19 protein-coding genes are annotated in these 23,529 nt (G+C 39.8%); 4 read left to right on the top strand and 15 right to left on the bottom strand.

Going from position 1 to position 23,529, the window contains the following annotated elements; all coding sequences use genetic code 11:
• Window positions 1–115 precede the first annotated feature (115 nt).
• Window positions 116–901: a hypothetical protein gene (locus ACM2FC_RS08775; RefSeq protein WP_498480529.1), complete on the top strand. Its 786-nt coding sequence runs from the start codon at window positions 116–118 to the stop codon at window positions 899–901.
• A 136-nt stretch (window positions 902–1,037) separates the two neighbouring features.
• Here ACM2FC_RS08775 and ACM2FC_RS08770 read toward each other — a convergent pair whose 3' ends face one another.
• The 9 genes from ACM2FC_RS08770 to uxuA form a co-directional block, all read right to left on the bottom strand.
• Window positions 1,038–2,114, bottom strand: coding sequence for a class I mannose-6-phosphate isomerase (locus ACM2FC_RS08770; protein ID WP_498480528.1), 1,077 nt, complete (start codon window positions 2,112–2,114; stop codon window positions 1,038–1,040).
• Window positions 2,115–2,855: 741 nt separating this feature from the next.
• Window positions 2,856–3,515 (bottom strand): substrate-binding periplasmic protein, encoded by a 660-nt coding sequence (locus tag ACM2FC_RS08765; protein WP_498480527.1) that lies wholly within the window; start codon window positions 3,513–3,515, stop codon window positions 2,856–2,858.
• Window positions 3,516–3,770: 255 nt separating this feature from the next.
• Entirely contained in the window at window positions 3,771–3,950 is a 180-nt protein-coding gene (locus tag ACM2FC_RS08760) for a DbpA RNA binding domain-containing protein (RefSeq protein ID WP_498480786.1), read from the bottom strand.
• 271 nt (window positions 3,951–4,221) lie between these two features.
• Window positions 4,222–5,202, bottom strand: a complete 981-nt coding sequence (locus ACM2FC_RS08755) for a LysR family transcriptional regulator (RefSeq protein ID WP_498480526.1) — start codon at window positions 5,200–5,202, stop codon at window positions 4,222–4,224.
• 259 nt (window positions 5,203–5,461) lie between these two features.
• Window positions 5,462–6,844: an ATP-dependent RNA helicase DbpA gene (gene dbpA / locus ACM2FC_RS08750; RefSeq protein ID WP_498480525.1), complete on the bottom strand. Its 1,383-nt coding sequence runs from the start codon at window positions 6,842–6,844 to the stop codon at window positions 5,462–5,464.
• A 130-nt stretch (window positions 6,845–6,974) separates the two neighbouring features.
• Window positions 6,975–8,666, bottom strand: coding sequence for a methyl-accepting chemotaxis protein (locus ACM2FC_RS08745; protein ID WP_498480524.1), 1,692 nt, complete (start codon window positions 8,664–8,666; stop codon window positions 6,975–6,977).
• Between the two features lie 329 nt (window positions 8,667–8,995).
• Window positions 8,996–10,105 (bottom strand): SGNH/GDSL hydrolase family protein, encoded by a 1,110-nt coding sequence (locus tag ACM2FC_RS08740; RefSeq protein WP_498480523.1) that lies wholly within the window; start codon window positions 10,103–10,105, stop codon window positions 8,996–8,998.
• A 448-nt stretch (window positions 10,106–10,553) separates the two neighbouring features.
• Window positions 10,554–11,813, bottom strand: a complete 1,260-nt coding sequence (gene ulaA / locus ACM2FC_RS08735) for a PTS ascorbate transporter subunit IIC (RefSeq protein ID WP_498480522.1) — start codon at window positions 11,811–11,813, stop codon at window positions 10,554–10,556.
• 153 nt (window positions 11,814–11,966) lie between these two features.
• Window positions 11,967–13,151, bottom strand: coding sequence for a mannonate dehydratase (gene uxuA / locus ACM2FC_RS08730; protein ID WP_498480521.1), 1,185 nt, complete (start codon window positions 13,149–13,151; stop codon window positions 11,967–11,969).
• A 535-nt stretch (window positions 13,152–13,686) separates the two neighbouring features.
• Here uxuA and ACM2FC_RS08725 point away from each other — a divergent pair.
• Complete coding sequence (locus ACM2FC_RS08725; protein WP_498480520.1) at window positions 13,687–15,282, top strand: hypothetical protein; 1,596 nt, start codon at window positions 13,687–13,689, stop codon at window positions 15,280–15,282.
• A 45-nt stretch (window positions 15,283–15,327) separates the two neighbouring features.
• On the opposite strand, the gene ACM2FC_RS08720 is transcribed toward ACM2FC_RS08725, so the two are convergent.
• From ACM2FC_RS08720 to ACM2FC_RS08710, 3 genes are read right to left on the bottom strand one after another with little or no spacing between them, the layout of a single operon-like run.
• Complete coding sequence (locus tag ACM2FC_RS08720) at window positions 15,328–15,693, bottom strand: GtrA family protein (RefSeq protein ID WP_498480519.1); 366 nt, start codon at window positions 15,691–15,693, stop codon at window positions 15,328–15,330.
• Window positions 15,690–16,367, bottom strand: a complete 678-nt coding sequence (locus tag ACM2FC_RS08715; RefSeq protein ID WP_498480518.1) for a class I SAM-dependent methyltransferase — start codon at window positions 16,365–16,367, stop codon at window positions 15,690–15,692. The genes ACM2FC_RS08720 and ACM2FC_RS08715 overlap by 4 nt, the downstream gene beginning before the upstream one ends.
• The gene (locus ACM2FC_RS08710; protein WP_498480517.1) at window positions 16,351–17,334 is read right to left on the bottom strand and encodes a glycosyltransferase family 2 protein; all 984 of its coding nucleotides are present in this window, start codon (window positions 17,332–17,334) and stop codon (window positions 16,351–16,353) included. The genes ACM2FC_RS08715 and ACM2FC_RS08710 overlap by 17 nt, the downstream gene beginning before the upstream one ends.
• A 534-nt stretch (window positions 17,335–17,868) precedes the next feature.
• On the opposite strand from ACM2FC_RS08710, the gene ACM2FC_RS08705 reads away from it, so the two are divergent.
• Complete coding sequence (locus ACM2FC_RS08705) at window positions 17,869–19,332, top strand: mannitol dehydrogenase family protein (protein WP_498480516.1); 1,464 nt, start codon at window positions 17,869–17,871, stop codon at window positions 19,330–19,332.
• 36 nt (window positions 19,333–19,368) lie between these two features.
• Complete coding sequence (gene uxaC, locus ACM2FC_RS08700; RefSeq protein ID WP_498480515.1) at window positions 19,369–20,781, top strand: glucuronate isomerase; 1,413 nt, start codon at window positions 19,369–19,371, stop codon at window positions 20,779–20,781.
• A 67-nt stretch (window positions 20,782–20,848) separates the two neighbouring features.
• Here the strand turns inward: uxaC and ACM2FC_RS08695 are convergent, their stop codons facing one another.
• The 3 genes from ACM2FC_RS08695 to ACM2FC_RS08685 form a co-directional block, all read right to left on the bottom strand.
• Window positions 20,849–21,460 (bottom strand): cytochrome c oxidase assembly factor Coa1 family protein, encoded by a 612-nt coding sequence (locus ACM2FC_RS08695; RefSeq protein ID WP_498480514.1) that lies wholly within the window; start codon window positions 21,458–21,460, stop codon window positions 20,849–20,851.
• Window positions 21,461–21,558: 98 nt separating this feature from the next.
• The gene (locus ACM2FC_RS08690) at window positions 21,559–22,545 is read right to left on the bottom strand and encodes an ABC transporter ATP-binding protein (protein WP_498480513.1); all 987 of its coding nucleotides are present in this window, start codon (window positions 22,543–22,545) and stop codon (window positions 21,559–21,561) included.
• Window positions 22,542–23,528 (bottom strand): ABC transporter ATP-binding protein, encoded by a 987-nt coding sequence (locus tag ACM2FC_RS08685; RefSeq protein ID WP_498480512.1) that lies wholly within the window; start codon window positions 23,526–23,528, stop codon window positions 22,542–22,544. Before ACM2FC_RS08685 ends, ACM2FC_RS08690 begins: the two co-directional genes overlap by 4 nt.
• Window position 23,529: the final 1 nt, after the last annotated feature.

The following is a 23,529-nucleotide window of genomic DNA, read 5'->3' as shown; positions in this document are numbered from 1 at the left end:
CAAATTAATAAATAATTAATTGAATACGCCGCCGCTTTGCTTTATTTTCTTTGCTTATCAGCCTGTCAACTAAATCCCATATAATAAGAACAATTAACTAAAGCAGTGAGAAAAAATGACCGATTCAACAGTAAAAAACAACCACTCCGATACCTCTGAAGTACAGGGACCATTTAAGCGAGCCCGTAAGAACCTTAAAGGTTGTAAGAGGGCGATTCTATTGCCATGGGTAACTGTCGCAATAGTCAATGGTGCGATTACCTTTCCATTGCAATATATGACGAACAATACGGGCACAGCTCCGAGTTCAGAAGCCGGTTTACTGGTATTTTTAATATGTATACTGCTTATTACCCCTGCAATTATGGCTGTCGCCAGTGCGGGAAGTGCGAAAGTTGTGCTTAAAAAGCTTAAGGGAGAAAGTGTTAATTGGAAAGAAGGCTTCAATGCAAAGGGTTATTGGTCAAGGGTTTACTTTATATCGGTAATCACCATGCTTGTTAGCAGCTTACCTACATTATCAATATCCATCCTTACTTTATCGAATATTTCTGTCAGCCCCTCAACAGTCTTTTCTATTTTCTCATTGGGCATAGTGCTTCAACTAGCCGTTGCGATATTACTTCTAATCACCTCAATGCTAGTAATTGACCAAAGCATGGGAGCGATACAGGCTATCCTAACATCCATAAAACTGATGAGTCGCAAAATTTTCAGTGGAGCTTGGCTGCTTATTGCAGGCTGGCTGCTAATGATGATTTCTATGATCCCCATATTTATCGGGCTGATATGGGCTGGACCTCTGTTCTCACTATGGATAGGTGCTTTCTATTTACAGAACTTTAAAGGCGAATTTCAGCCATCAGAAGTAAGCCATGACAGCGCTTCTATAGAAGCATAAAACAACAAAGGCTGGAGGCGTTAATCCTCCAGCCTATACAATTCCATAGATTTAACGCCAACCTAAGCCTTATAATGTCTCTTCAAACGGCCTACTTTTCGGAGTCGACAACGCTCAGACTACAAGATGGATTGGGCTACTTTGGTGGAAACACCATTGTCACTTCCATTTTTGATGCCGACTCATAGATTACGGACTTTGTTTGATAAGGAATGAAGAATCGTGTACCCATTTTTGCCGGGACTTTTTCCCCATCAATATCAACAACGCCCTCACCCTCAGTCACGATGCCGATGGCAAACGAAGTCATCGTTCTCACATACCTATCTCGTATTTCGAGGCGATTGACACTGAAGCAAGGAGTGTTTGAGCTATCAACGATAGAAAACTCTACGCTCTGATTTTGTTGGTCAATTTTTTTGGGAAGGCAAAAGTGTCTTTGCTTAAATTGCTCCGTTGATATTGGATTGAAATCAAACATCGACAACGCGAAGTCAATATCTTGATTCATATAGCGTGACGATTCTGGCAAAACATAACCACCACGCTCAAACTCCACTCTTACAGTAAAATCCGTTGGCTCCATGATTTCCACCATAAACACCCCTTCCCCAATAGCATGAGGCATACCTCCCGGTACAATAAACACATCACCGGGTTTTATCGCTATTTTTTCGAAGTAAGAAAGCATTTTGTCTGTATCCTGCTTTTCTATCACTTCTTTAAACTCTTCCTTAGTTGGAGGCCGCTGGAATCCAGCGTAAATATAAGGATCACTCACTTCATCTCGAATAGACAAAATAAGGTACGCTTCTGTTTTCCCTGAATTACTGTTGAGATAAGTTTGGGAAAACTCCACGGTTGGATGACATTGAATATGCAAGCGAATAGATGAGTCTAAAAACTTAGTCAAAAATTGGGTATTAGCGCCATATTTCTTATAATGATCTTCCCCTAACATTTGTAACGGCGCATTTTCACAAAGTGATTTTAATGAGAGTGACTCACCGTCAATGTTAACAAATGATAATCCCTCACCTTCTAGATGCTCTCTGCCTTTGTTCACTGCACGCGTGGTTGAGCCAATCCAATCTTCAGGAAAATGATCATCCTTCGGAGAAGAATTCCCTTCCATATTGTCTAGCTGAACACCACCCAAGTAGGTTCTCCATACTCGGTTCGGTTGTAAAAAAAGTATATTTGGAATGTTCATTTAACTACCCATAATGAGATGAAATACGCCTTGTAACCCCATGTACGATGTCACTATCGAAAACAGCAAGATGGCAATAAGAAAGCCGTTTTCAGCGTATGAGTTTTTGTGGTTCCCAAGTGAATCAGTTCGATTCCCGAGATAGAAAATACAAGCAACGAAATGGCAAATACTATAATTCGATATCGCGGTAGCGTCATATCTCGCTTACTCTGTCTGTAATAACACAACAACCAAGGGAACATAAGAATAACATTCTTAATAATAGGTTGGCTCGTTTTTCTGCCTTCCTAGCTTTCAATCAAACAACCATAACACATTAAAAAATAAAGCATATATAGAATAAAACGGATACGTCCCTAAAAGAAGAAAAAGTAGTGGCGCTTAAACCCTCTTCTTATGATATCGAACCATGGCTGTAACGCTTTGGATTAGTGGGTTTGAAGATAGATCAGCGAATTTTCTAGTATTACTTTGAAGAGGACAGGTAGAGCTATTGTGACATAAAAACTATTCGGAATAGAGTAAATAAGCTGGACTAACTGGCTAGCGGAAAGAAATGAATTCTCTACAGTTAGGAGGGATACCCCTGTATCACCTGTGTAATCGCACTACCTAACCTCTTCACCCAATCCCAGAAAGCCAATTAGTCTATGTCGTACTTGTCTTTGAGCTCTCTGTATTGACTGGTCAGCTTAAATTCTTCTATAGCATCGGCAAATCGTCGTGACCAGTGTTTATTTAAGCTTTTTTTGAAAATGCTAGATACTGTGGGAGCGATTGTAATTCTGGCTCTAAAAATAAAATTTCATCATAGGTACCACGTAATTTTGCAATATAAGTTATTCGTGCTTTATTACCTATTGCGACCTCAAATCGAGACAACAAAAGTTTAAGCAACAGAGAAGTATCATCTTTTGCTCCTTCATCAACTGATCGCCAGCGAATCTTATTGAATTCCTCACCATAATCAAAACCAAAAATTTTTCCGACTGAGTGCTTAGCCAGTTTATTTAAGTTTCCATTATATTGAAAAAGTTGAGCGTTCTCTCTACGGATAAAAAATGCATTTATCGTATGGCTTATGATATTTCCCTCTTCATATATTGAGAACTCTTCCCTTTTAGGTGCCTTACCAAAATAAGTAATAGCGTCTGCTTGCCCTTGCTCGATCATACTAACTGCTCGCTTCCAAGGAACGCTTTCATAACGAACCTTCACACCAATTTTCTCGGCCACAATATTAATTAAATCGATGTGGAATCCAGTTAAGGACGTATTTGGTATGTATATCTCATATGGAGGATAACTCTGGTTGCCACGAACAATGTGTAATGTACTACCGTTTGTTCTACCTATAAAAAGTAGTATAAAAGCTAAAAATATAATTCTAGGTAACATTGCAAGTTCACAGCCACTATAAAGCACTCTCTAAGTATTATAGGTTAGAGCCAAACCAACTTCTGCATATTGCTTCAACCATACGTTCTCAGTAATCGATTTGACATTAGGCTTGGAAATACCTCTAGCTTGGCTTGGTAAATTAGATAGGTTTGGAGTTGAAATTTCTTACCCTACCTCACCCGATTAGACTCAAGTTGGAAAACATGACAATAAATACTGTGATCAAGCAGTATTTATTGTCTGTTGACGCTTCTAGGGTTTAATCAACCGTGCTCTAAACTGCTTACTTCTTAGCTTTCCATTCTGTAGCTGTTTTAGTGCTTTATTCGCCACTTTTCTGCTGACAGCCACGCAAGAGCGCATTAGATATAGATTAATTTTACCGATTTGCTTACCATCAATTCCGCCTTCTTTAGTGAGGGAACCTAAAATACCTCTAGCGAGTAAAAATTTACTAAATACCTATTCAAAATTAAACGCTTAAGTAAAAACAAAGCTAACCTTGAATCACTTCAGGTTTCGAAAAAATACCATTAAAAACACCTTGTACTACAATAATATTTTGTCAACTTTGAAATAAGATCAGTAAATGTTAAGTGATTCTCTACAATTAGCGTGTATGTCCCCTACAACGCCTACAGCGCGGTTGTGTCGATGATGTAGGTATTGACCGAACCAGTCTCTCCTGACTCTCTAAGTTAAATCAACTGGTTGGTATTGCGAACTGCTTTCTATTATTTAAATCAACAAAATGGTAGTCTTTTATTAATGTTTCTTTCAAATTACTTATTATTTTTTTGATTTTTAAATTTATAGGTCGGTTAGCCAAGTAGTAGATAGAAAACTCAAAGAAATCTATATCTAATGATATTCTAATTAATTTTCCTGACTTAATTTTTTCTTCTACCAAATAAAAAGGTACTAGAGTGCCAGCCTTACCAGATTCGGCTATTTTAATCCGAACATCGCTGCTATCTACTTTATATTCAATATTTCCTTTTTTCTCAGCTTTTAAGTAAAAGTCTCTAACCATTGGATTATTTAATCTAGAAGAAATATGATTTTCATCAAATTGAGGAAATGCCCACTTATAATCTGTGATATCTTCTTTTTTCTCTATTAATGGACTTATCACACAAGCGGTTTCTAGACTTAGAAATGGAAGTTTCACTAACAAGTCTAACTCAGGTATGTTTGGAAGTATTTCTGACTGAGAAATAAATAAGTCAATTTCTCCTTGTAATAGTTTTTTATTTAAATTCATAAAAGTGTCAGAGCATATATTAACCTTGATATCTTTAAGCTCCGCTGATTTTTCTAAGTTATTTAAATAAATGGCTTGACTAATTAATGGAGAAACAAGTTTTCCTATGCCAATGCTAAGGCTACCATAACGTCCTTCATGGAGTTTTTTGGTCATGCTTTCAAGAGATACGAACTCTCGATATAAATCATCAAACTTTGAATAAAGGTAATCTGCTGCTTGTGTAGGGACTAAGTTTCTAGTGTGCCTATCAAATAATATAGTATCGAGTTTTGCTTCAAGGCCTTGCAGCTGCTTAGTTACGCTTGACTGAGATAAACCGGAGATCTTAGATGCTTCAGTAATACTTTTAAATTCATACACATTAAGGAAATTTTTTATAATTCCTCCATTTATATTCATTATTTTATTTTTAAGCATATTACCTCCAATAGAATGAATGTGAAGAATCACTTTAAAATAAGTGAAAGTCAAGAATGAGAACGAAAATAAACCATCCAAATAGATTTTATAACTTTAGTTATCGCTTATTTATTCGTTTTGTTGAATATAATAAATGAGAAAAAAGTTAACTCCATAATAAATTATTATTCAGTTATAGCGATATCTTAAAATCAATTTGGACAAAAAAAGACAATAAATACTGTAATCAAGCAGTATTTATTGTCTGTTGACGCTTCTAGGGTTTAATCAACCGCGCTCTAAATTGCTTACCTTTTAGCTTGCCGTTCTGTAGTTGTTTTAGTGCTTTATTCGCCACTTTTCTGCTGACGGCTACGTAAGAGCTCATTGGGTACAAGTTAATTTTGCCGATTTGCGTACCATCAATACCGCCTTCTTTGGTGAGAGAACCTAGGATATCTCCAGCGCGTACCTTTTGTTTTTTGCCACCATTGATCTGGATAGTCACCATATTCACCGACATTGGCTTGCAACCTTCAAGGGCTCTCGGCAGTTCGCTAGGCTCAATAGCAATATCCATATATTCTTCAATTAACGCCATTTTGTAGCCATCTTTTTCCGTGAAAAAGCTATAGGCCGCGCCTTTGCTTCCTGCTCTACCTGTACGACCAATACGATGGACATGCACTTCTGGGTCACGTGACAGTTCAAAATTGAATACGGCATCTAGGTTATCGACGTCGAGTCCACGAGCGGCAACATCAGTAGCAACCAACACTGAGATACTTTTATTTGCAAACAAAACCAAAGCTTGATCGCGCTCGCGCTGTTCCATATCACCATGCAACTCAGTCACACTAAAACCACGCTGATGCAATTCATCGCACACATTCTGCACTTCTCTCTTTGTGTTACAGAAAACTACCGAAGACTCAGGCTGATGTTTTAAGAGCAAAGCTTCCAACGCGTTATCCCGTTGCTCTACAGAATCCACTTTGTAGAAAGACTGGGCAATGTTTCGAGTTGAGTGTGTTGACTCCACTTTGATCAGCTCAGGTTTACTCATTACATGCTTAGCTATCGCTTCAATTGTCGACGGGAATGTTGCGCTGAAAAGTAACGTTTGTCTCTCTTTTGGCGCTTGGTCGATGATGCTATCCAACGCGTCTTGAAAGCCCATATCGAGCATGCGATCGGCTTCATCAAGTACCAAAGTATTAAGTTCAGATAAATCGATTCTATCTTTTGAAAGGTGATCCAAAATTCGGCCCGGCGTGCCTACCAAGATATGAGCCCCATGCTCCAATGATCCAATTTGAGGCCCCATTGGCATACCACCACACAATGTCAGCACTTTAATATTGTGAATACCACGTGCCAAAGTTCGAACTTCTTTAGCAACTTGATCAGCCAATTCGCGTGTCGGGCAAAGGATCAGAGATTGAACGCGAAATCGCTTCACATTTAAGTTTGATAGCACGCCGAGACTGAATGCCGCTGTTTTACCTGAACCTGTTTTGCCCTGTCCAATGACATCTTTACCTTCAAGAATCAAAGGTAAGCTATGCTGCTGGATAGGTGTCATGTTGGAGAAGCCTAAGCTGTCTAGCGTATCAAGCAGAGCTTTCTTTAGGGGTATTGATGAAAATGGAGCAGTCACAAGTTTACGCCTTTAAAGGTAATAATGAAGTGCGGCTATTATCCGCAAAAACGTCGCCGTTACCAGTAATTAGTGATCTAGGGCCTGATCTGAACCTTTTTGCTAAAAGGAGCAAGTTAACGTGTGCACTTTATACTCGGAAATTATTCAGATGTTGCTGCAAACCAGACACACTTTTATCAATGGCTTCGCTTGTGCTAGCAGTGTTTTTTGTCTCGTCAGCTGTCTCTTCCGCTAAAGAGCGAATCACTTCTAAGTTGTTAGTGATTTCTTGGGCAACAATGGATTGCTGCTCAGCAGCAGTTGCGATTTGCATATTCAATGCTGCTATCTGTCTTACTGACTCTGCTGCAACAGAAAAAGTTTCTGCTGAATCTGAGCTTCTAGTCAAGCACACCTCAGCCGTCTTCGTTCCTTTGCGCATACTTTCCACCGCATTTTGAGCCTCGGACTGCAACCGTTCAACTAGCTGTTGAATGTCCACGGTCGCATCTTGTGTTCTTTGAGCCAACGAACGTACCTCATCAGCCACAACAGCGAACCCTCGCCCAGTGTCCCCTGCCCGCGCAGCTTCTATCGCAGCATTCAGTGCCAGCAAGTTAGTCTGCTCTGCAATACCTTGTATAGATTCAAGAACCTGTCCTATCTTATTGGTTTCAGAAACCAAGTTTTCAATCACTTTTGAAGAGTTCGATACCTCGTCTGCCAGCTCTTGTATTACTTGCTGCGTTGCTAATGACTCCTTCTGTCCATCTATAACACGCTGCTTGACTTCATCTGTTACTGATGATGCATTGGTGGTGTTTGAAGCGACTTCCTGAGTCGCAGTGTTCATTTCATGGATTGCATTTGACACTTGCTCTATATCGCTACGCTGTTTTTCCACATTAGATAGTGTTCGCTGCATGGACGAATAGGCTTCTGTTGAGGATATCCCCAGTTCCTTTGCTTGGTTGTTTACTTGTTGAATCGTTTTGGTCAACACCGATTGCAGGTCATTAAATGCCCTGGCCACGCGACCAACTTCATCTTTTCTCGAATCATCCAATCTAACCGTTAAGTCACCATCACCATGCGCTATTTGCTCAATACGCTCAACGAGTTCACGCATAGGTTTAGTAATTGATTTAGCAATGAGTAGTGGCATTGCAATACCAATGACGATTGCGATAACCGCAATTACAGACATCCATTTCAGTGCGAACTTTTCATCTTCTTCTGCTTGAAGAGCGCTACTAAGAGTAAAATTCTGAACTTCATCCAGAATATCAATCAGCACATGATCGAGCTCATCTTCTAATGCCTCTACTTCTTTCGACTTTTCCAACATTTCTTCAATTTGGCCATTTACACCTAATGCCAGCACACTGTCGACTTCTCTAATGAGTACCGAATAAGATTTCTCTACCTCTTTTAACTGAGCATGTAATTTGGCAAATTCCTCTTTTGCTTTTTCTGAGTGCAGCAAAGGAATGGCTTTTTCAATGAAATGCTCAATCTCTATAATTTCATCTTTAGTTTTTTCTGTTAAGTCATGAACCTTTTTACTGGCTAGTTTATATTGACTCAGTTCCTCTAACCCCTGAGATACTCGAATCGCCTTAACTAAAGCTCGTTCAAATAATATGGCTTGTTCAAGCTGATGTTCTGTTACTAAAGTCATTTTCTTTGTTAGAGGAATATCTTCTTCCGCAATATCAATAAGCTCATTACCAATTTTATTCATTTGGAAAAGCGCAAACCCTCCCATTACCAACATAGCCAGCAACTGAGACAGGCCGAGAAAATATATTTTCTTCGCAATATTTAAACGTGAGAGCATAAGGTTCAATCCATTGTAAGTCCTTTATAAGTATAGGTACTCCAGAGAACCGTTCTAAAAACCCAAGCCAATTCTCAAATATGAGACAGGTGTGTCAGATACAATTAAATTAGAGTAAAAGCTTGATAAGGCATTAAATGAAGGTCTTCTTGAACCTATAGAAAACCGCGCTTAATAGAGATTAAGCACGGTAATATTGAGCAACCTATAGTTAACTTCAACTTCAGATGTGCTAAGCCAATCGGCTCGGTTATCTTATAATTCCCCAAAACATATCATTAAAAATATTTATTCTTGACTTTCTAACCCAAACTGAGATTTGCTGCCTATTATTGAACGCCATACAATTCACAGACTTTACCATCTTGACCACTTGAGCCTGTTTTAACACAGCTTGTCACCGCTAAGCCCAATGCATACTGAGCGAGGCCTGATGGGTGAACCAAACCTGCAAATAGATAATCTTCAGTATCTTGGTTAGGTATACAAGTTAATGCCTTCCCGTCACATGCTGGGTGAGTGACATCACTAAACGTTATCGTTCTGCCCGCAATCGTGATCTCATGGTCATTATCAGCACTAATCACCGAGTTAACAAGGTTGTAGGCGTTGATATAGTAGACGTGAAGAGAGCTTGCTTTAACGTCTTTTAGCAACTCAGTATTGAAGGTGTACGTTAGCGCTGATAGTGCAGCAGAAACCGTAGTACCAGCAGCAAGAGCTTCTGGAGTTTTGCCCATATCAGGTAAGTTAATAACGATGAAATCTGGTGAGTTACTATGATCAACTTTCACCATATTTGAATCCAGACCTTTCATGGTGTCTGTTTCTTGATCTGCGGCTAAAACTGCTAACTTTAGCGCTTCAGTCATGGTTATTTTGTGCTTCTGCAGTTCATCTGCTATCTCAAATATATTGTTTGCTCCAGCAAAGAATCCATAAAGATTGTTACCTTGTTCGTCGCTTTTCCCCATTGCGGTAGTTTCATACGTCGCCACCTGATCTTGCACGGATGGCGGGTTGTAGCAATAAACGTTGTCACTGTTTGGACAAAGCAATGGGATACCCTGACCTTCGGTCGTCGCGCCACCTGCCGCATAATCATTACCACCAGCGATAACCTTTACGTAGCTATTTGGGCTATGGGGGCCTGTTACCATTGCGAATGCTTGGTTGTTATATGTAATCGTTGTACCGAGCTGTGCGGCTAGATATTCTGGCCAAATCCTTCGGCCTGGAGTTGTATACGTTGAAGTCTTTAGATCAGCCAAGTTGGTTGGGTTTTGGTTCTGTACACCCATATCAGACAAACTGTCGCCAAATACGTAAAGTTGCTTTTGCGGAGCAGCATACTGTTCCTGTGAAATTGTATTTGCATAACTAACAGAGCTAACTCCTAACGCTAACATCCCACAAAGTAGCAACGACGATTTGTTCATTTTCATGTTCCTCAATTATTAATTTAACGGTACAGGTTAGCTAAATAAAATAGCCAGTTTAGAGACGTAGTTAAGCCAGACAACTCATATAGTTGACTGCTTTTATAGCAATTTTCTTGCTTTATAGAGAAACATGTTGATATGACAATTAAGAGTATGGATTTATGAAGAAATAGTTATTTAATTATGAATAAATGAACAAGTATATTTGGAGTTACTGCCTCGCTCACTTCTATATTACATAATGTATTGCTCAAAAACGAAATGTCAGTTGTCTTATCCAAGTGCTCTCTATATACACGTACCTAGATTCGTACTCATTCATGTACTTTCTATTCATATGTCAGTGAATGAGAAAATAGTGCACGGCGCTATTTGCCCGTAACTGAAACCAAAAAACCCACAGCTACCATAACTGTGGGTTTCTTAACTTCAACCAGACCATCAACTACAAAATAGCGAATCCGTAGCCTAGTAAGATGCCCATGGTTGCGAAGTCTGGGTCTCCGAATGTGGTGTCGTGGAAGCCCATTTTGGCCAAGACAGGAATCAGGAGTGCTGGCAGTAATGTTAGGATAATGCCATTGATGAATGCACCGACGATTGCGCCTCTTCTTCCTCCGGTCGCGTTGCCATATATCGCTGCTGCTGCGCCTGTGAAAAAGTGTGCAACTAAGCCCGGGATCACTAGCGCGAGTCCCAAAAGTGGCAGAATAAACATGGTTACGATACCGCCGACAAAGCTTACCACGAAACCAACAATAACGGCGTTTGGAGAAAGGTCGAACAACACAGCGACATCCACCGCAGGTACACTGCCCGGAACCAACTTTTGCGAGATTCCTTGGTAAGCAGGGACAATCTCATTGATGAAAAGTTTAACGCCCGTTACTACGATAAACAGACCGCCAGTGAATGTCACCGCCTGAACGATGGCGAAAAGTATAAGCTGTTGTCCACCTGCTAACTTTTCAGCAAACGCATGATCGGCTTTGAAAGTGACAATCACAAACAGCACCAGCATGGTAAGCGTTACCGACACCATTGAGTCTTTTAGGAACATCAATTGTTTTGGCATCTCCACTTCTTCAATGGAGTGTTTTGGATTGCCAACCCATTTACCTATCGTAGCAGCGATGAAATATGAGATAGTGCCTGAGTGCCCTATTGTATAGTCGTCGGACCCAATAATAACTCGGCTTGGCTTTCTCAGCACATATGGCGCAATCGAAATATATATACCGAGAAGAATCGAGCCAACCACAATAATATATAGCGTGCTTACTCCATCGCAATATAGTGCTGATGCGATAACACAAGACATATACACCAATATATGCCCCGACAAGAACATATAACGAAAGCGTGTAAACCGAGCTAATAATATGTTAATTACCATGCCAAATAGAACAATAAGCGCTACCGCTGAGCCTACCTTAGCCAGCGCTAAGCCAAGTGCCGCTTCATTACTTGGAATCACCCCTGTCATATGGAAGCCGTTTTTAAACAGCTCACCAAATATCGCTAAGTTTTCACCAATAATATGACCGCCCAACTTCAGAACAATAAAACCCATCACGGTTTTTACAGTTCCGGAAATGACTTCGGTCCACGGTTTTTTCTGAATACATAAGCCTATTAATGCCACTAGGCCTAAAAGAAGAGAAGGAGTCTGAAATATATCTGTTATAAAATTTATGATGTACATATAAACTCACATTAATTAAATAAGTGTTGAATATATGGCTCAATTCATCGCGATATAGAGCTATACCCGCACAACAAAGAAATGCAGTATTGGTGTCGATTGGGTATTTAAATTTGTAGAATAAAGAGGGTCTGTCCTTAGACCTTTTGCGATTTAAGAACCGGACATAGCGCGTTTCAGAGCGAGTTCTAAGCCCCGAATTTCTGCTAAACCTTTTAATCTACCAATGCAGGAATAACCTGGGTTGGTATGTTTTTTTAAGTCGTCAATCATTTGGTGGCCGTGATCTGGGCGCATCGGAATACTATCTGGCGATCCTGATTGCTCGCGGCGTTGCTCTTCTTTTAGTAGTGCCTCAACCACCTGATACATATCGACATCACCTTCTAAATGAGACGCCTCATGAAAACTTAGCGGGTCGTTTTCACGTTGAGTTGAGCGCAAATGAGTAAAGTAAATTCTATCCCCATAGCTTTCAATCATGTTGACTAAATCATTGTCGCCGCGAACACCATAAGATCCTGTGCACATGGTGATACCATTCATTTTGCTTGGCACTGCTGTTACCAATGCCTGAATATCATCGATAGTGGAGACAATTCTTGGTAAACCTAGAATTTTGCGCGGTGGATCGTCTGGATGGACAGCGAGTTTTATACCGTATTGTTCACACACAGGCATTAACTCGTTGAGGAAATACACCAAATGCGCCCTGAGAGTATGCTCATCGATTTCAGAGTAGGTATCTAATCGAGCTTGAAACTCATCCAATGTATACCCTTCTTCAGCGCCTGGAAGGCCCGCAATAATATTCGCAGTTAGCTTATCGATTTGCTCCTGCGTCATTGCATCAAAGTAAGATTTAGCATTGTCTCGTTCTTGCTGAGAATACATATCTTGAGCACCTGGTCTCTTAAGAACATAAAGTTCAAATGCTGCGAATACGATATGATCAAAACGTAGTGCTTTCGAGCCATCTGGTAATTCGAATTCTAAATCGGTACGTGTCCAATCAAGAACAGGCATAAAGTTGTAACATACCGTCTTTATTCCGCATTCAGCTAGGTTAACAAGGGACTGTTTGTAGTTTTCAATCCACGTTTTATAGTTCCCAGACTGGGTTTTTATCTCCTCATGTACAGGGACACTTTCGACCACAGACCAAGTCAGACCTTTTGCTTCTATGACTTCTTTACGATTAAGAATTTCTTCTTTTGTCCAAATTTCCCCATTAGCAATATGATGCAGTGCAGTAACGACAGTCGTTGCTCCTGTCTGTTTTATATCATCCAAAGAAACTGGGTCATTCGGGCCATACCAACGCCAAGCATGTTTCATACAATTATACCTTCTAGTTTTTCTTCGATAGCAACAAACCCTTGCAATCTTGCTCATCTAATTATCAACGACAAATTGGCATGCCAATATCAACTTGCGGCCTGATAATCGCTCTTCTTATCGACTCAGACAACAAGAGTTAAGCATTAAATTGATGTAGATCTCAAAAAATTATAAAATTGGAATGCCAATTTATCGAGTGCAATATGAATCAAGCTTTAGCACGTCAAAACTGCCATACAACCTGCTATTTGTCGATGAAACCCCGTGTTAACCTCAGTCTGGTTATAGTAGCTGGACTACAAAACCATTCGAAAGTTTATCGCTTTTTCAATTCAAAAAAGCACTGATGGCATTTGATCATTGAAAAGAGTCACTACTTGCGCAAAAACATAAGAGGCAAATGCTGCTTACCGAAACAGAAATTTGCAGACTTTTCCAACTACCACTTAACTCGCAAGAAATGCACTTTGTATTATACTTTCATTCAAACATTATAGCTTTTTAAAAACTTGAAGATAGACTAGCAATAGAGATGACCAACATTAACCGTTATTCATATCACTTAACTGATAAGAAAATTGATATTATTTTCTATTTGATTTTAATTTTCCTAACTCTACTTGGATATCTCTATCAAAGTGGTTTTACACTTAATCATGACGTATCTTGGCTATTATATATCTCTAACCATATGATAAATGGAGAAATATATAGCAAGTATCATGAGATCAACCCTCCAATTATTGTTTATATCTATAAGCTGTTTTTATTTCCACTTGAGTGGACTAATTTTTCAGACATAGCAAGACTACGAATCTCTACGATTTTATTATTCGATGCTATCGCTATTTTTTCGTTTTACAAAATAACCAGTTTTAGTAGTGATAAGAAATTAGCTTTATACGCAAGTGTCTGTGTTTTGTATTTCAACTTTCTACTAATTGATTATAGCTTTATACAAAGAGAGCAAATTATATTATGTCTTTCTTTACCTTATATTTTATACTCCCTATCATGCATTTATAATAAAAAAAATAGCACAATAGAATCGATAATCATTTATTTTTTATTGGCTATAGCGATTTGTATTAAACCATATTATATATTTATATGGTTATTTGGTGAGCTGACGATATTTTATTTAACAAGAAAGATTAAGCTGTTTTCTATTGGAAATTTAGTTCTTGTCACAACAGGTATAATATATATAGCGTATGTCTATATTTTTCATCATGATTTTTTCACAATTATAATCCCTTTAGTAACAAGCTTATACTCTGGCTACAATGAAAGTCTACTTTCTGCATTCTTTATATTATTAATGGCATTTACTGCCTTGATGATAACTTTAAGTTTATTTTTATCTAGAAAAATAAATGATAAAGAAAATAAAATGGCTATACAATTATTGGTGTTTTTTGTTTTATCAGTTTTACTTCCTGTTTTAGTAGCGAGGGTACCCTTTTTCTATCATCTTATTCCGCTCGCCTTCCTTGTATTTTTTACATTAGTTTTTACATTCTATTACAGAAGAAGAACATACCTTATTATATGTATTGTAGCCACTTTAGCGTTTATAAGCATGCATAACCATACAATTAATATAAATAAAAACTTCTTAACAAACAGCCTATATAACGAATCATTTATTCCAGACACAAGCAGGCTATCACAAGAAGAAATCAAGATACAAAGTATAATTAAAAACAACACAACGAAAAAAAATAGTTTCTACTTTTTCAACATCATATTCGAGCCACAGTTTCCAATGTATCTCTATACAGATAGGACGATACCCATTAAATATCCTGTCCCTTGGTTTCTGCCAAAATTTATTAAAGACAAAAACCAACTAAGTGAAAAAGAAACTGAGATCATGAGTAGCATATTTACTGATATTCGAGATGACTTAGTGAAGAACGATCCTAGGTTGCTCTTTGTTAATACTTCAGATAAATTGCCTTACTTCCATTCTGACTTCAGTTTCCCTGATTTTTTAAAAGAAAATACACTGTTTAGCCAGTTTATGAAAAACTACAAGAAAGTAGACACTGTTAGCTATGGTCAATATAAGTTTGATGTATATATTAATAATCAATTCTCATACCATAAAGCTAAAAACAACTAACAATCACATGGCCCTATGAAAGAAATGGACTTATTCTATAGAAGGTTATTTAAACACCCATAGTTTTGACAAAATGTACATAGATATGGAGTAGCTTATACCAGCTAATACTTGCGATAAATACATATTCCACAACATAGTTAGTGCAAGGTGTAAAACAATAAAGTTAATCGCATAAGAGATACCAAAAGCAACCATAAACCGGGTAATTTCAGTTTTTTTATCAGAATTGCTATTAGAAAAAACAAAATTTCTATTCAATAAGTATGAGCATACAAGGCCTACAGCATATCCTAAAATATTGCTGATATAGGGTGATACCCCCAAAAACATAGTGGTGAATATGATAAGGTATCCGACTAAGGTATTGATGACACCAACTATCGAAAATTTAACGAGCTCAAGAATCATATTTTCTTTGCTATAAAATAATACTGCCCACCTAAAGGTAACCACTTTAATAGTTTTTCAGTTGACCTTAAGAAATAAAGTAACTGAGGAAAAAATAGAGTATAGCCCAAAGAAAATTGTTCTAACTCACTTGAAGTTAAGACTAACTTTTTAAGCTCTCTCTTTGTCAATAACTCTGCGTCTTTATCAAATGGGCAAGTGGAAACCATGCGCCGTGTAACTGGATTAAATGGATTGTGTTCAAAAATAACCAGTCGTCCACCAACGGATAACAGAGATTCTAAACGCTTAACTACAAAGGCTCTGTTTTTCACTGGTATGTGATGAAACACACCTGATACGAAGATTAAATCAAACTGCTGCTCTTCGAGTTTATCACTCTGAATAACTATAACACCGGGGTAGTTGTCTGATACATACTGCAAACTCTTCTCCGATAAATCGGTCGCATACAACTTGGAAATAGGGAAACTCTCCTGCAACGCCTTTAAACTCAACCCTATTCCACAGCCAAAATCTAGAATCTTCTTAGGTGTTGTATCAATTAGGCTTAGCATCAATTTGACTTTATAGCTTGAAAAGTATTCCCGATCCGAGCTAAAAAACGAAAGTTGTTGCTGCAGTAACGATTCGTATTTCTCTGCATAGTCATCGAAATCAATTTTCTTGGTCATTAGACTCTTTCTTGTTACAGACAATACTGTCTATCAAATACCGAGGCCGCCTCTTTACTTCCAAGTACAGCTTACCAACATACTCTCCTAATATTCCAATAGAGAGCATGATAAGTCCACCTAGAAGGTACAAAGGGACAACGATAGATGCCCAGCCAGGTATGGTATTACCTGTAAAGTAACCAATAAACGCATAAAGAAGCAAAGAAAGTGATACTAGAAACACTAAAGCGCCGGTCGCAGTTATAAACCTAAGTGGCGTTACCGATAGAGAAGTAATGCCATTCCACGCTAAAGATAGCATTTTACTAAGGGGATACTTTGTTTCTCCCAATTCACGCTCGGCACGCTGATAATAAACAACACCCGTATTTTTATGTAGCATATGAACTAAACCTCTAAGAAAGAGGTTCACTTCCCCAAATTGCTGAAGGTGAACTAATGCAGCACGAGAAATTAACCTAAAATCTGCGTGATTTTCAATTGTGTTCGTTCCAAGTAAACGCATAACCCGATAAAACATCGCAGCAGTGTTCCGCTTAAACCAGCTATCTTTTGAGCGAGATTCACGAACACCAAATATGAGTTCCTTCCCCGCTTTAAATTGCTCTACCATTTCTGGTATCACACTAAGGTCATCTTGAAGATCAGCGTCAATACTAACCGCAGCATCACAGCGGCTTGAGACATAATTTAAGCCGCTTAACAAAGCATTTTGGTGACCAGAATTAACCGAAAGACGGATCCCGGATATTAAATCTGGATTCTCTGAGTTTGCCAATAAAACTTTGTTCCAAGTGTCATCACTCGATCCATCATCAACGAACAATACATAGCTAGTCGTAGCGATAACATCATCGTTGATGAGCTGATTTAAAAAACTAACCAGTTTATTGATTGTTATATCCAACATACTCGATTCGTTATAACAAGGTACAACAAGGGCAAGTTGAGGAAAAGATGACATATTAACAATCCTTACTGAGCATAAAATCTACATAGTTAACTAGAGAATAGATAAGTTAAGTGACTTAAGTAATCAAATAAGTATATCAAACGCTAAAATAATTCATGCTGTTTATATGTTTATACCTGCTCGAGTGTTAAGAAGAGGTTATGATGTTTGAGGGTTTGATTTTTATATCTCTTCCCTATAACCAGCATTAAGCGACGGCAGTCTGGAACATAAAATTTCCGCGACATTGGCATGCCAATATTAATAGCGGCCCTTAAATTTGCTTATTACATCAACAATCATAAATAACACCACGCCATTTCTTGAACTAACCCACAAAAAACATCAAAAATTGGAATGCCAATAAATTTGATAACTGGATCACACAAACACTTTAAAGCATGATCTAGAATGCGCTAAAAGTTCCTACCACTACCTTATTTGTTGGGTTCAATTGAATTCATCTATCATTACTGACAAAATTACATGGTAGAACGACATTTTTAAATTGGAATACCAATTTATTAACTTTAAAAGAGATCACAAATGCACACCATTTCGAACACCACACTGAATGAAAAAGTCAAAATACCAAGTTATGATCGTAACCAATTAAAAACTAAAATCATTCACATTGGTTGTGGTGCGTTTCACCGTGCACATCAAGCCGTATTTACCGATGAAACGCTGAGTAAAACTCGATCAGACTGGGGTATTTGTGCCGTAAGCCTATTCAGCAGTCAGGGACTCATCAAAGATCTCCGGAATCAAAACCATTTATTCACTGTGGCAGAAAAAGGAGCGGTATCTACCGATGTAAAAATCGTTGGCTCAATTAAAGAAACGCTTCACCCTGCTCTAGATAGCGTGAATGCTGTTTTAGAGAAATTCGCCGAACCTCAAATCGCTATTATTTCCACCACTATTACCGAAAAAGGGTACTGTATTGACCCAGCGACAGGGACTTTAGATACAAGCAACCCAATGGTGATAGAAGATGCTGCTCAACCAGAAAACCCAAAATCTGCTCTAGGCTATATAGTTCAAGGGTTGCGATTACGCCGTGACCGTCAACTTCCTCCTGTGACTGTGATGTCTTGCGACAACCTGCAAGGAAACGGCCATGTTGCGAAAGCAGCAGTATTAGAGTTTGCGCGAATGATTGAGCCAGAACTCAGTGAATGGATTGAGAGTAATGTCAGCTTTCCGAGCACCATGGTAGACCGTATTGTTCCAGCCATTACACCTGAAGCATTAGAAGAAATCGCTGAATTAGTCGGTGTTAAAGATCCTTGTGGCATAGCCTGCGAGCCCTTCCGCCAGTGGGTTATCGAAGATAACTTTGTCGCAGGACGCCCAGATTGGAACGTCGCTGGCGCAAAGTTTGTTAGCGACGTTGCACCGTATGAAGAAATGAAACTGCGTATGTTAAACGGCAGCCACTCATTTTTAGCTTATCTTGGCTATCTTGCCGGGTATCCATACATCTCAGATACCATGCAAGACGCAGGTTTCAAAAAAGCCGCTTTTCGACTGATGATGGAGACTCAAGCACCATCACTCAATATGCCAGAAAGCACGGATTTAGAGGCCTATGCAAATCAGCTTATCGACCGCTTTAGCAACCCAAGCCTTAAACATAAAACTTGGCAAATCGCGATGGATGGGAGCCAGAAAATTCCACAACGTTTTGCGGGTAGCTTAGCTTACCACCTAGAAAATGGTTCGGACTTCGCTCTTATCGCTCTCGCAATAGCTGGCTGGATGCGATATGTCTCAGCGAAAGACGAGAAAGGTAATGACATCGATGTTCGCGATCCCATGGCGGATACTCTAAAAAATATTTGCGAACAACATGGCTCCAATGTCACGGTCGTCCCTGCTCTACTTGCTATGGAAACAATATACCCAGCAGACATTGGCAGTAATCCAAAAGTTATTGATGCTGTTAGCAGTGCCTATCAAACATTGGTAGAAAATGGCGTAAAAGCAACGATTAATTCGCTTTAATAAATAATTAGTGAAACAGGCCCAACGAGAAAAATGATGAAAAACTTTCTGTGTGAAGACTTTCTACTATTGAACGAAACTGCTCGTAAACTTTATCACGACCATGCTGCTTCGCAGCCAATCTACGACTACCATTGCCATTTAAACCCCGCAGAAGTTGCGCAAAATCGTCAGTTTGCCAACATCAGCCAAATTTGGTTAGAAGGCGATCATTATAAATGGCGCGGAATGCGTGCCGCTGGTATAGATGAACGCTTTATTACTGGAGATGCTAGTGATTACGACAAATTCCTAGCTTGGTCTAAAACGGTTCCAAAAACGCTTGGAAACCCTTTATATCACTGGTCTCATCTAGAACTAAAACGCCCCTTTGGTATTACTAATACATTACTTGGGTCGGATACCGCAGACCAGATCTGGCACCAGTGTAATGAGCTTTTGGCAACGCCTGAATTTTCTGCTCGCGGCATCATGCAGCAAATGAATGTTGTCATGGCTGGCACGACTGACGATCCTATTGATTCACTCGAACATCACCAGCAGATCGCTAAAGATGACACATTCGATGTTCAAGTGTTGCCAAGTTGGCGTCCGGATCGAGCTTTCAAAATTGAACTGGATGGTTTTACTGATTACATCCACCTGCTTAGCCAAACAAGTGACGTAAATATTACTCGATTCAGCCATCTCATCGACGCACTAGACAAACGCCTTGTTCATTTTGATCAACATGGCTGTCGCTCTGCCGATCATGGCATCGAGAACATGTGTTACGCACCTATCCCGACAGAACAAGTGTTAGATGAATTGCTCACAAGACGTCTTGCTGGTGAAACTTTAACTGAGCAAGAGTGCGCCCAGTTCTCAACCGCAGTGCAAGTTTGGCTGGGCTCACGTTATGCAGAGCTTGGTTGGGTGATGCAGCTACACATTGGCGCACAGCGCGACAATAACACTCGCATGTTTAAGCTACTTGGGGCAAACGCGGGTTACGATTCCATTGGTGACAAGCCATACGCTTTAGAGCTCGCCAAGCTTCTCAATGAAATGGATAAGGAAAACAAACTTCCACGCACGATCCTTTATTGCTTAAATCCACGCGACAACGAAATGTTGGCGTCTATGATTGGTAATTTCCAAGGTGGCGGAATAGCGGGAAAAGTTCAATTTGGTTCTGGATGGTGGTTTAACGATCAAAAAGATGGTATTCAAAGACAAATTGAGCAGTTAGCTCAGTTTGGATTGTTAAGCGAATTTGTTGGTATGCTAACCGACTCACGTAGTTTCCTCTCCTACACTCGTCATGAATACTTCCGCAGAATCCTGTGTAATATCGTCGGAACATGGGTAGAAAATGGCGAGCTACCAAACGATATGTCTCTGCTAGCACCAATGATCGAAAACATCTGCTTTGGCAACGCGAAGCGGTATTTTGAAGAGAGAGGTTAAACTTTACACTACACGAAGGAGTTGAGGCTACGAATTCCTCAACTCCATTGACCATTTTATAGTTGAATCAGTTCTCAGCGCCTATTACCTCAATTCGTTTACCTTGTTTTTGATTGAATACAACCAGTTGATCTATCTGCCAAATCCCCATATTTTTATGAGCTTCAAATACAACATCTGCTTCACCTTTAGGGCCAGAGATTGAGTAAGATAGATTTGCATAACCAATTCCAGAGCCACTTGAAGAAATGTTCCCTGCAACAAAAAAACCGGGTTCAATAGGCGTTCCAACAAACGCTATGACTTCTTGGCTTTGTTTAACTTTGCTCAAAGAAAGTTCGTAGGCTTCACCTTTCATCATTGAGCCCATTCCCCAAATCATGAAGCCAATAAAGAATACAAAGACTATGGCTCCTACTATAGCCCATCGTCTCTGAACTCTTTTAAAATGATCAATACTATCCCAAGTACGGTTTTGCCACGCCCATTGGTTCCCTTTTGCGCCTAAAACAAAAAACATGACAATGTTAACCAAAGGGATGAACACCAAAAATGCAATGTAAGTACTATTTCCTATTCCCCAAATCCAGTTTAGAAAGCATGCTCCCCAGTTCCACCTTTTCAACTCTGGAGGCAGTTGCGATTTTTTCCCTAGTCCCGGTTGATATTGCTCTTCCATTTAAACCTCTATTGCAAATCTAATTACTTCATTAGCCAAACTCATGCTTATTCTGGGCACTTATTCTAACTCACAATCCGTTCCGCTTAATTGTTTCCCTACCTTCCAACATCATACAAATGACAAGCCACCAAATGTTCTTCATCACTTTCCCCAACATTTTGCGCTATAGGTACACTTCGGCTACAGCGTTCGTTGGCATGCTCGCAGCGTGTTCTGAATGTGCAACCACTGGGTGGGTTTAATGGCGAAGGAATATCACCGATAAGCCGGGTTACATCTGGTGTATGTTTTGGATCAGGTACTGGAATCGCTGAAAGCAACGTTTGCGTATATGGATGCTTAGGGTTCCGATATAGCTCTTCAGCAGAAGCTTTTTCTACCATTCTGCCTAAGTACATCACCCCAACTTCATCACAAATATGCTGCACTACCGCTAAGTCGTGGGCGATAAACAGAAATGAAATCCCTTTGCTCTCTTGCAGCTCAGCAATCAGGTTTAGCACCTGAGCTTGCACTGAAACGTCAAGAGCTGATACAGGCTCATCAGCGACAATAAATTTTGGCTCTAGAACTAGAGCTCTGGCAATACCGACTCTTTGCCGTTGGCCGCCAGAAAACTCGTGCGGATAGCGATTAAGCGCTTGAGGACGAAGACCAACAATCGCCATGACCTCTCTAATTTTCTCTTCTCGCTGTTGCACGGTGCCGATATTGTGTGTGTCTAGCGGCTCACGCAAAATATCGTGAATCGTCATTCTCGGGCTAAGAGAAGCGAACGGATCTTGGAAAATAATCTGGATATCTTTACGCATGCTTTTCAGCTGTTTGCCATCCATGCGCAGGATGTCTTGACCCGCGATTTCCACTTGACCATTGGTTGGCTCTAATAGGCGCAAAACACAGCGTCCAAGGGTCGACTTGCCACAGCCGGACTCACCCACTAACCCCAGCGTTTTGCCTTTGTGGATCTTAAAGCTTACATTATCGACCGCTTTGCAGACTTGGCGGTTTCTCTTTAGAAAGCTTTTGCCAACCAAGAAGTGTTTCTGTAAATCTTTCACTTCTAACAATACTTCGCTCATGAAACTGCCTCCATCACGTTATAACAGGCCACTTGGTGTTGCTTTTCTCCCTCTAGATTTGGTGAAGCCTGATGACATTCAGACGTCACCCTGTCACAACGATCGACGAAACGGCACCCTTTAGGAAGATGGAACAGATCAGGAACAACACCTTCAATAGTAGGTAATCTCGGGACTTTTTTATCACGCACGACAGGAATGGATTTAAGTAGCCCTTGTGTATACGGATGCTTTGGATGATAAAAAATCGCTTCAACGGTACCTTGCTCAACGATTTCCCCGCAATACATCACCACTACCCGCTTGCAAGATTCAGCCACCACACCAAGGTCATGAGTCACCAAGATAACAGCCATATTGAACTCTTTTTGCAGTCGAACTAACTCACTCATGATCTGTGCTTGAATGGTCACGTCCAATGCAGTGGTGGGTTCGTCTGCAAGTAGTAAGGAAGGATTGTTCGACAACGCCATGGCGATCATAACGCGTTGGCGCATTCCGCCAGACAGTTGGTGAGGATACTCATTGATACGCACTTCAGGGGATGGAATCCCCACTGTTTCAAGCATTTCAATCGCACGATGTTTGGCTTGTTGTTTGGTCACTTTGTTATGAATGCGAATCACATCAATCATTTGCGTACCAATTTTAAGTACAGGGTTCAAAGCTGTCATCGGCTCTTGGAAGATCATAGAAATATCACTGCCACGTATACTTCGATACTCTTTTTCATTTAGCCCAACCAACTCTTTGCCATCAAAACAAATACTGCCTTCGACAATTTTTCCCGGTGGAGAAGGCACCAACCCCATGATGGAAAGTGAGCTGACGGACTTACCGCAACCAGACTCGCCAACAATCGCCAAAGTCTCTCCCGGCATGACCTCAAAGCTCACGCCGTTAATCGCTCGCACAACGCCTTTGTCAGTCGAGAACTCTACCGACAGGTTATCCACCTTCAATAACGGATCTTGTTTACTCATG

This window comes from Vibrio sp. A37 (assembly GCF_059777565.1).
This window is presented reverse-complemented; position numbering and strand designations above follow the sequence as displayed.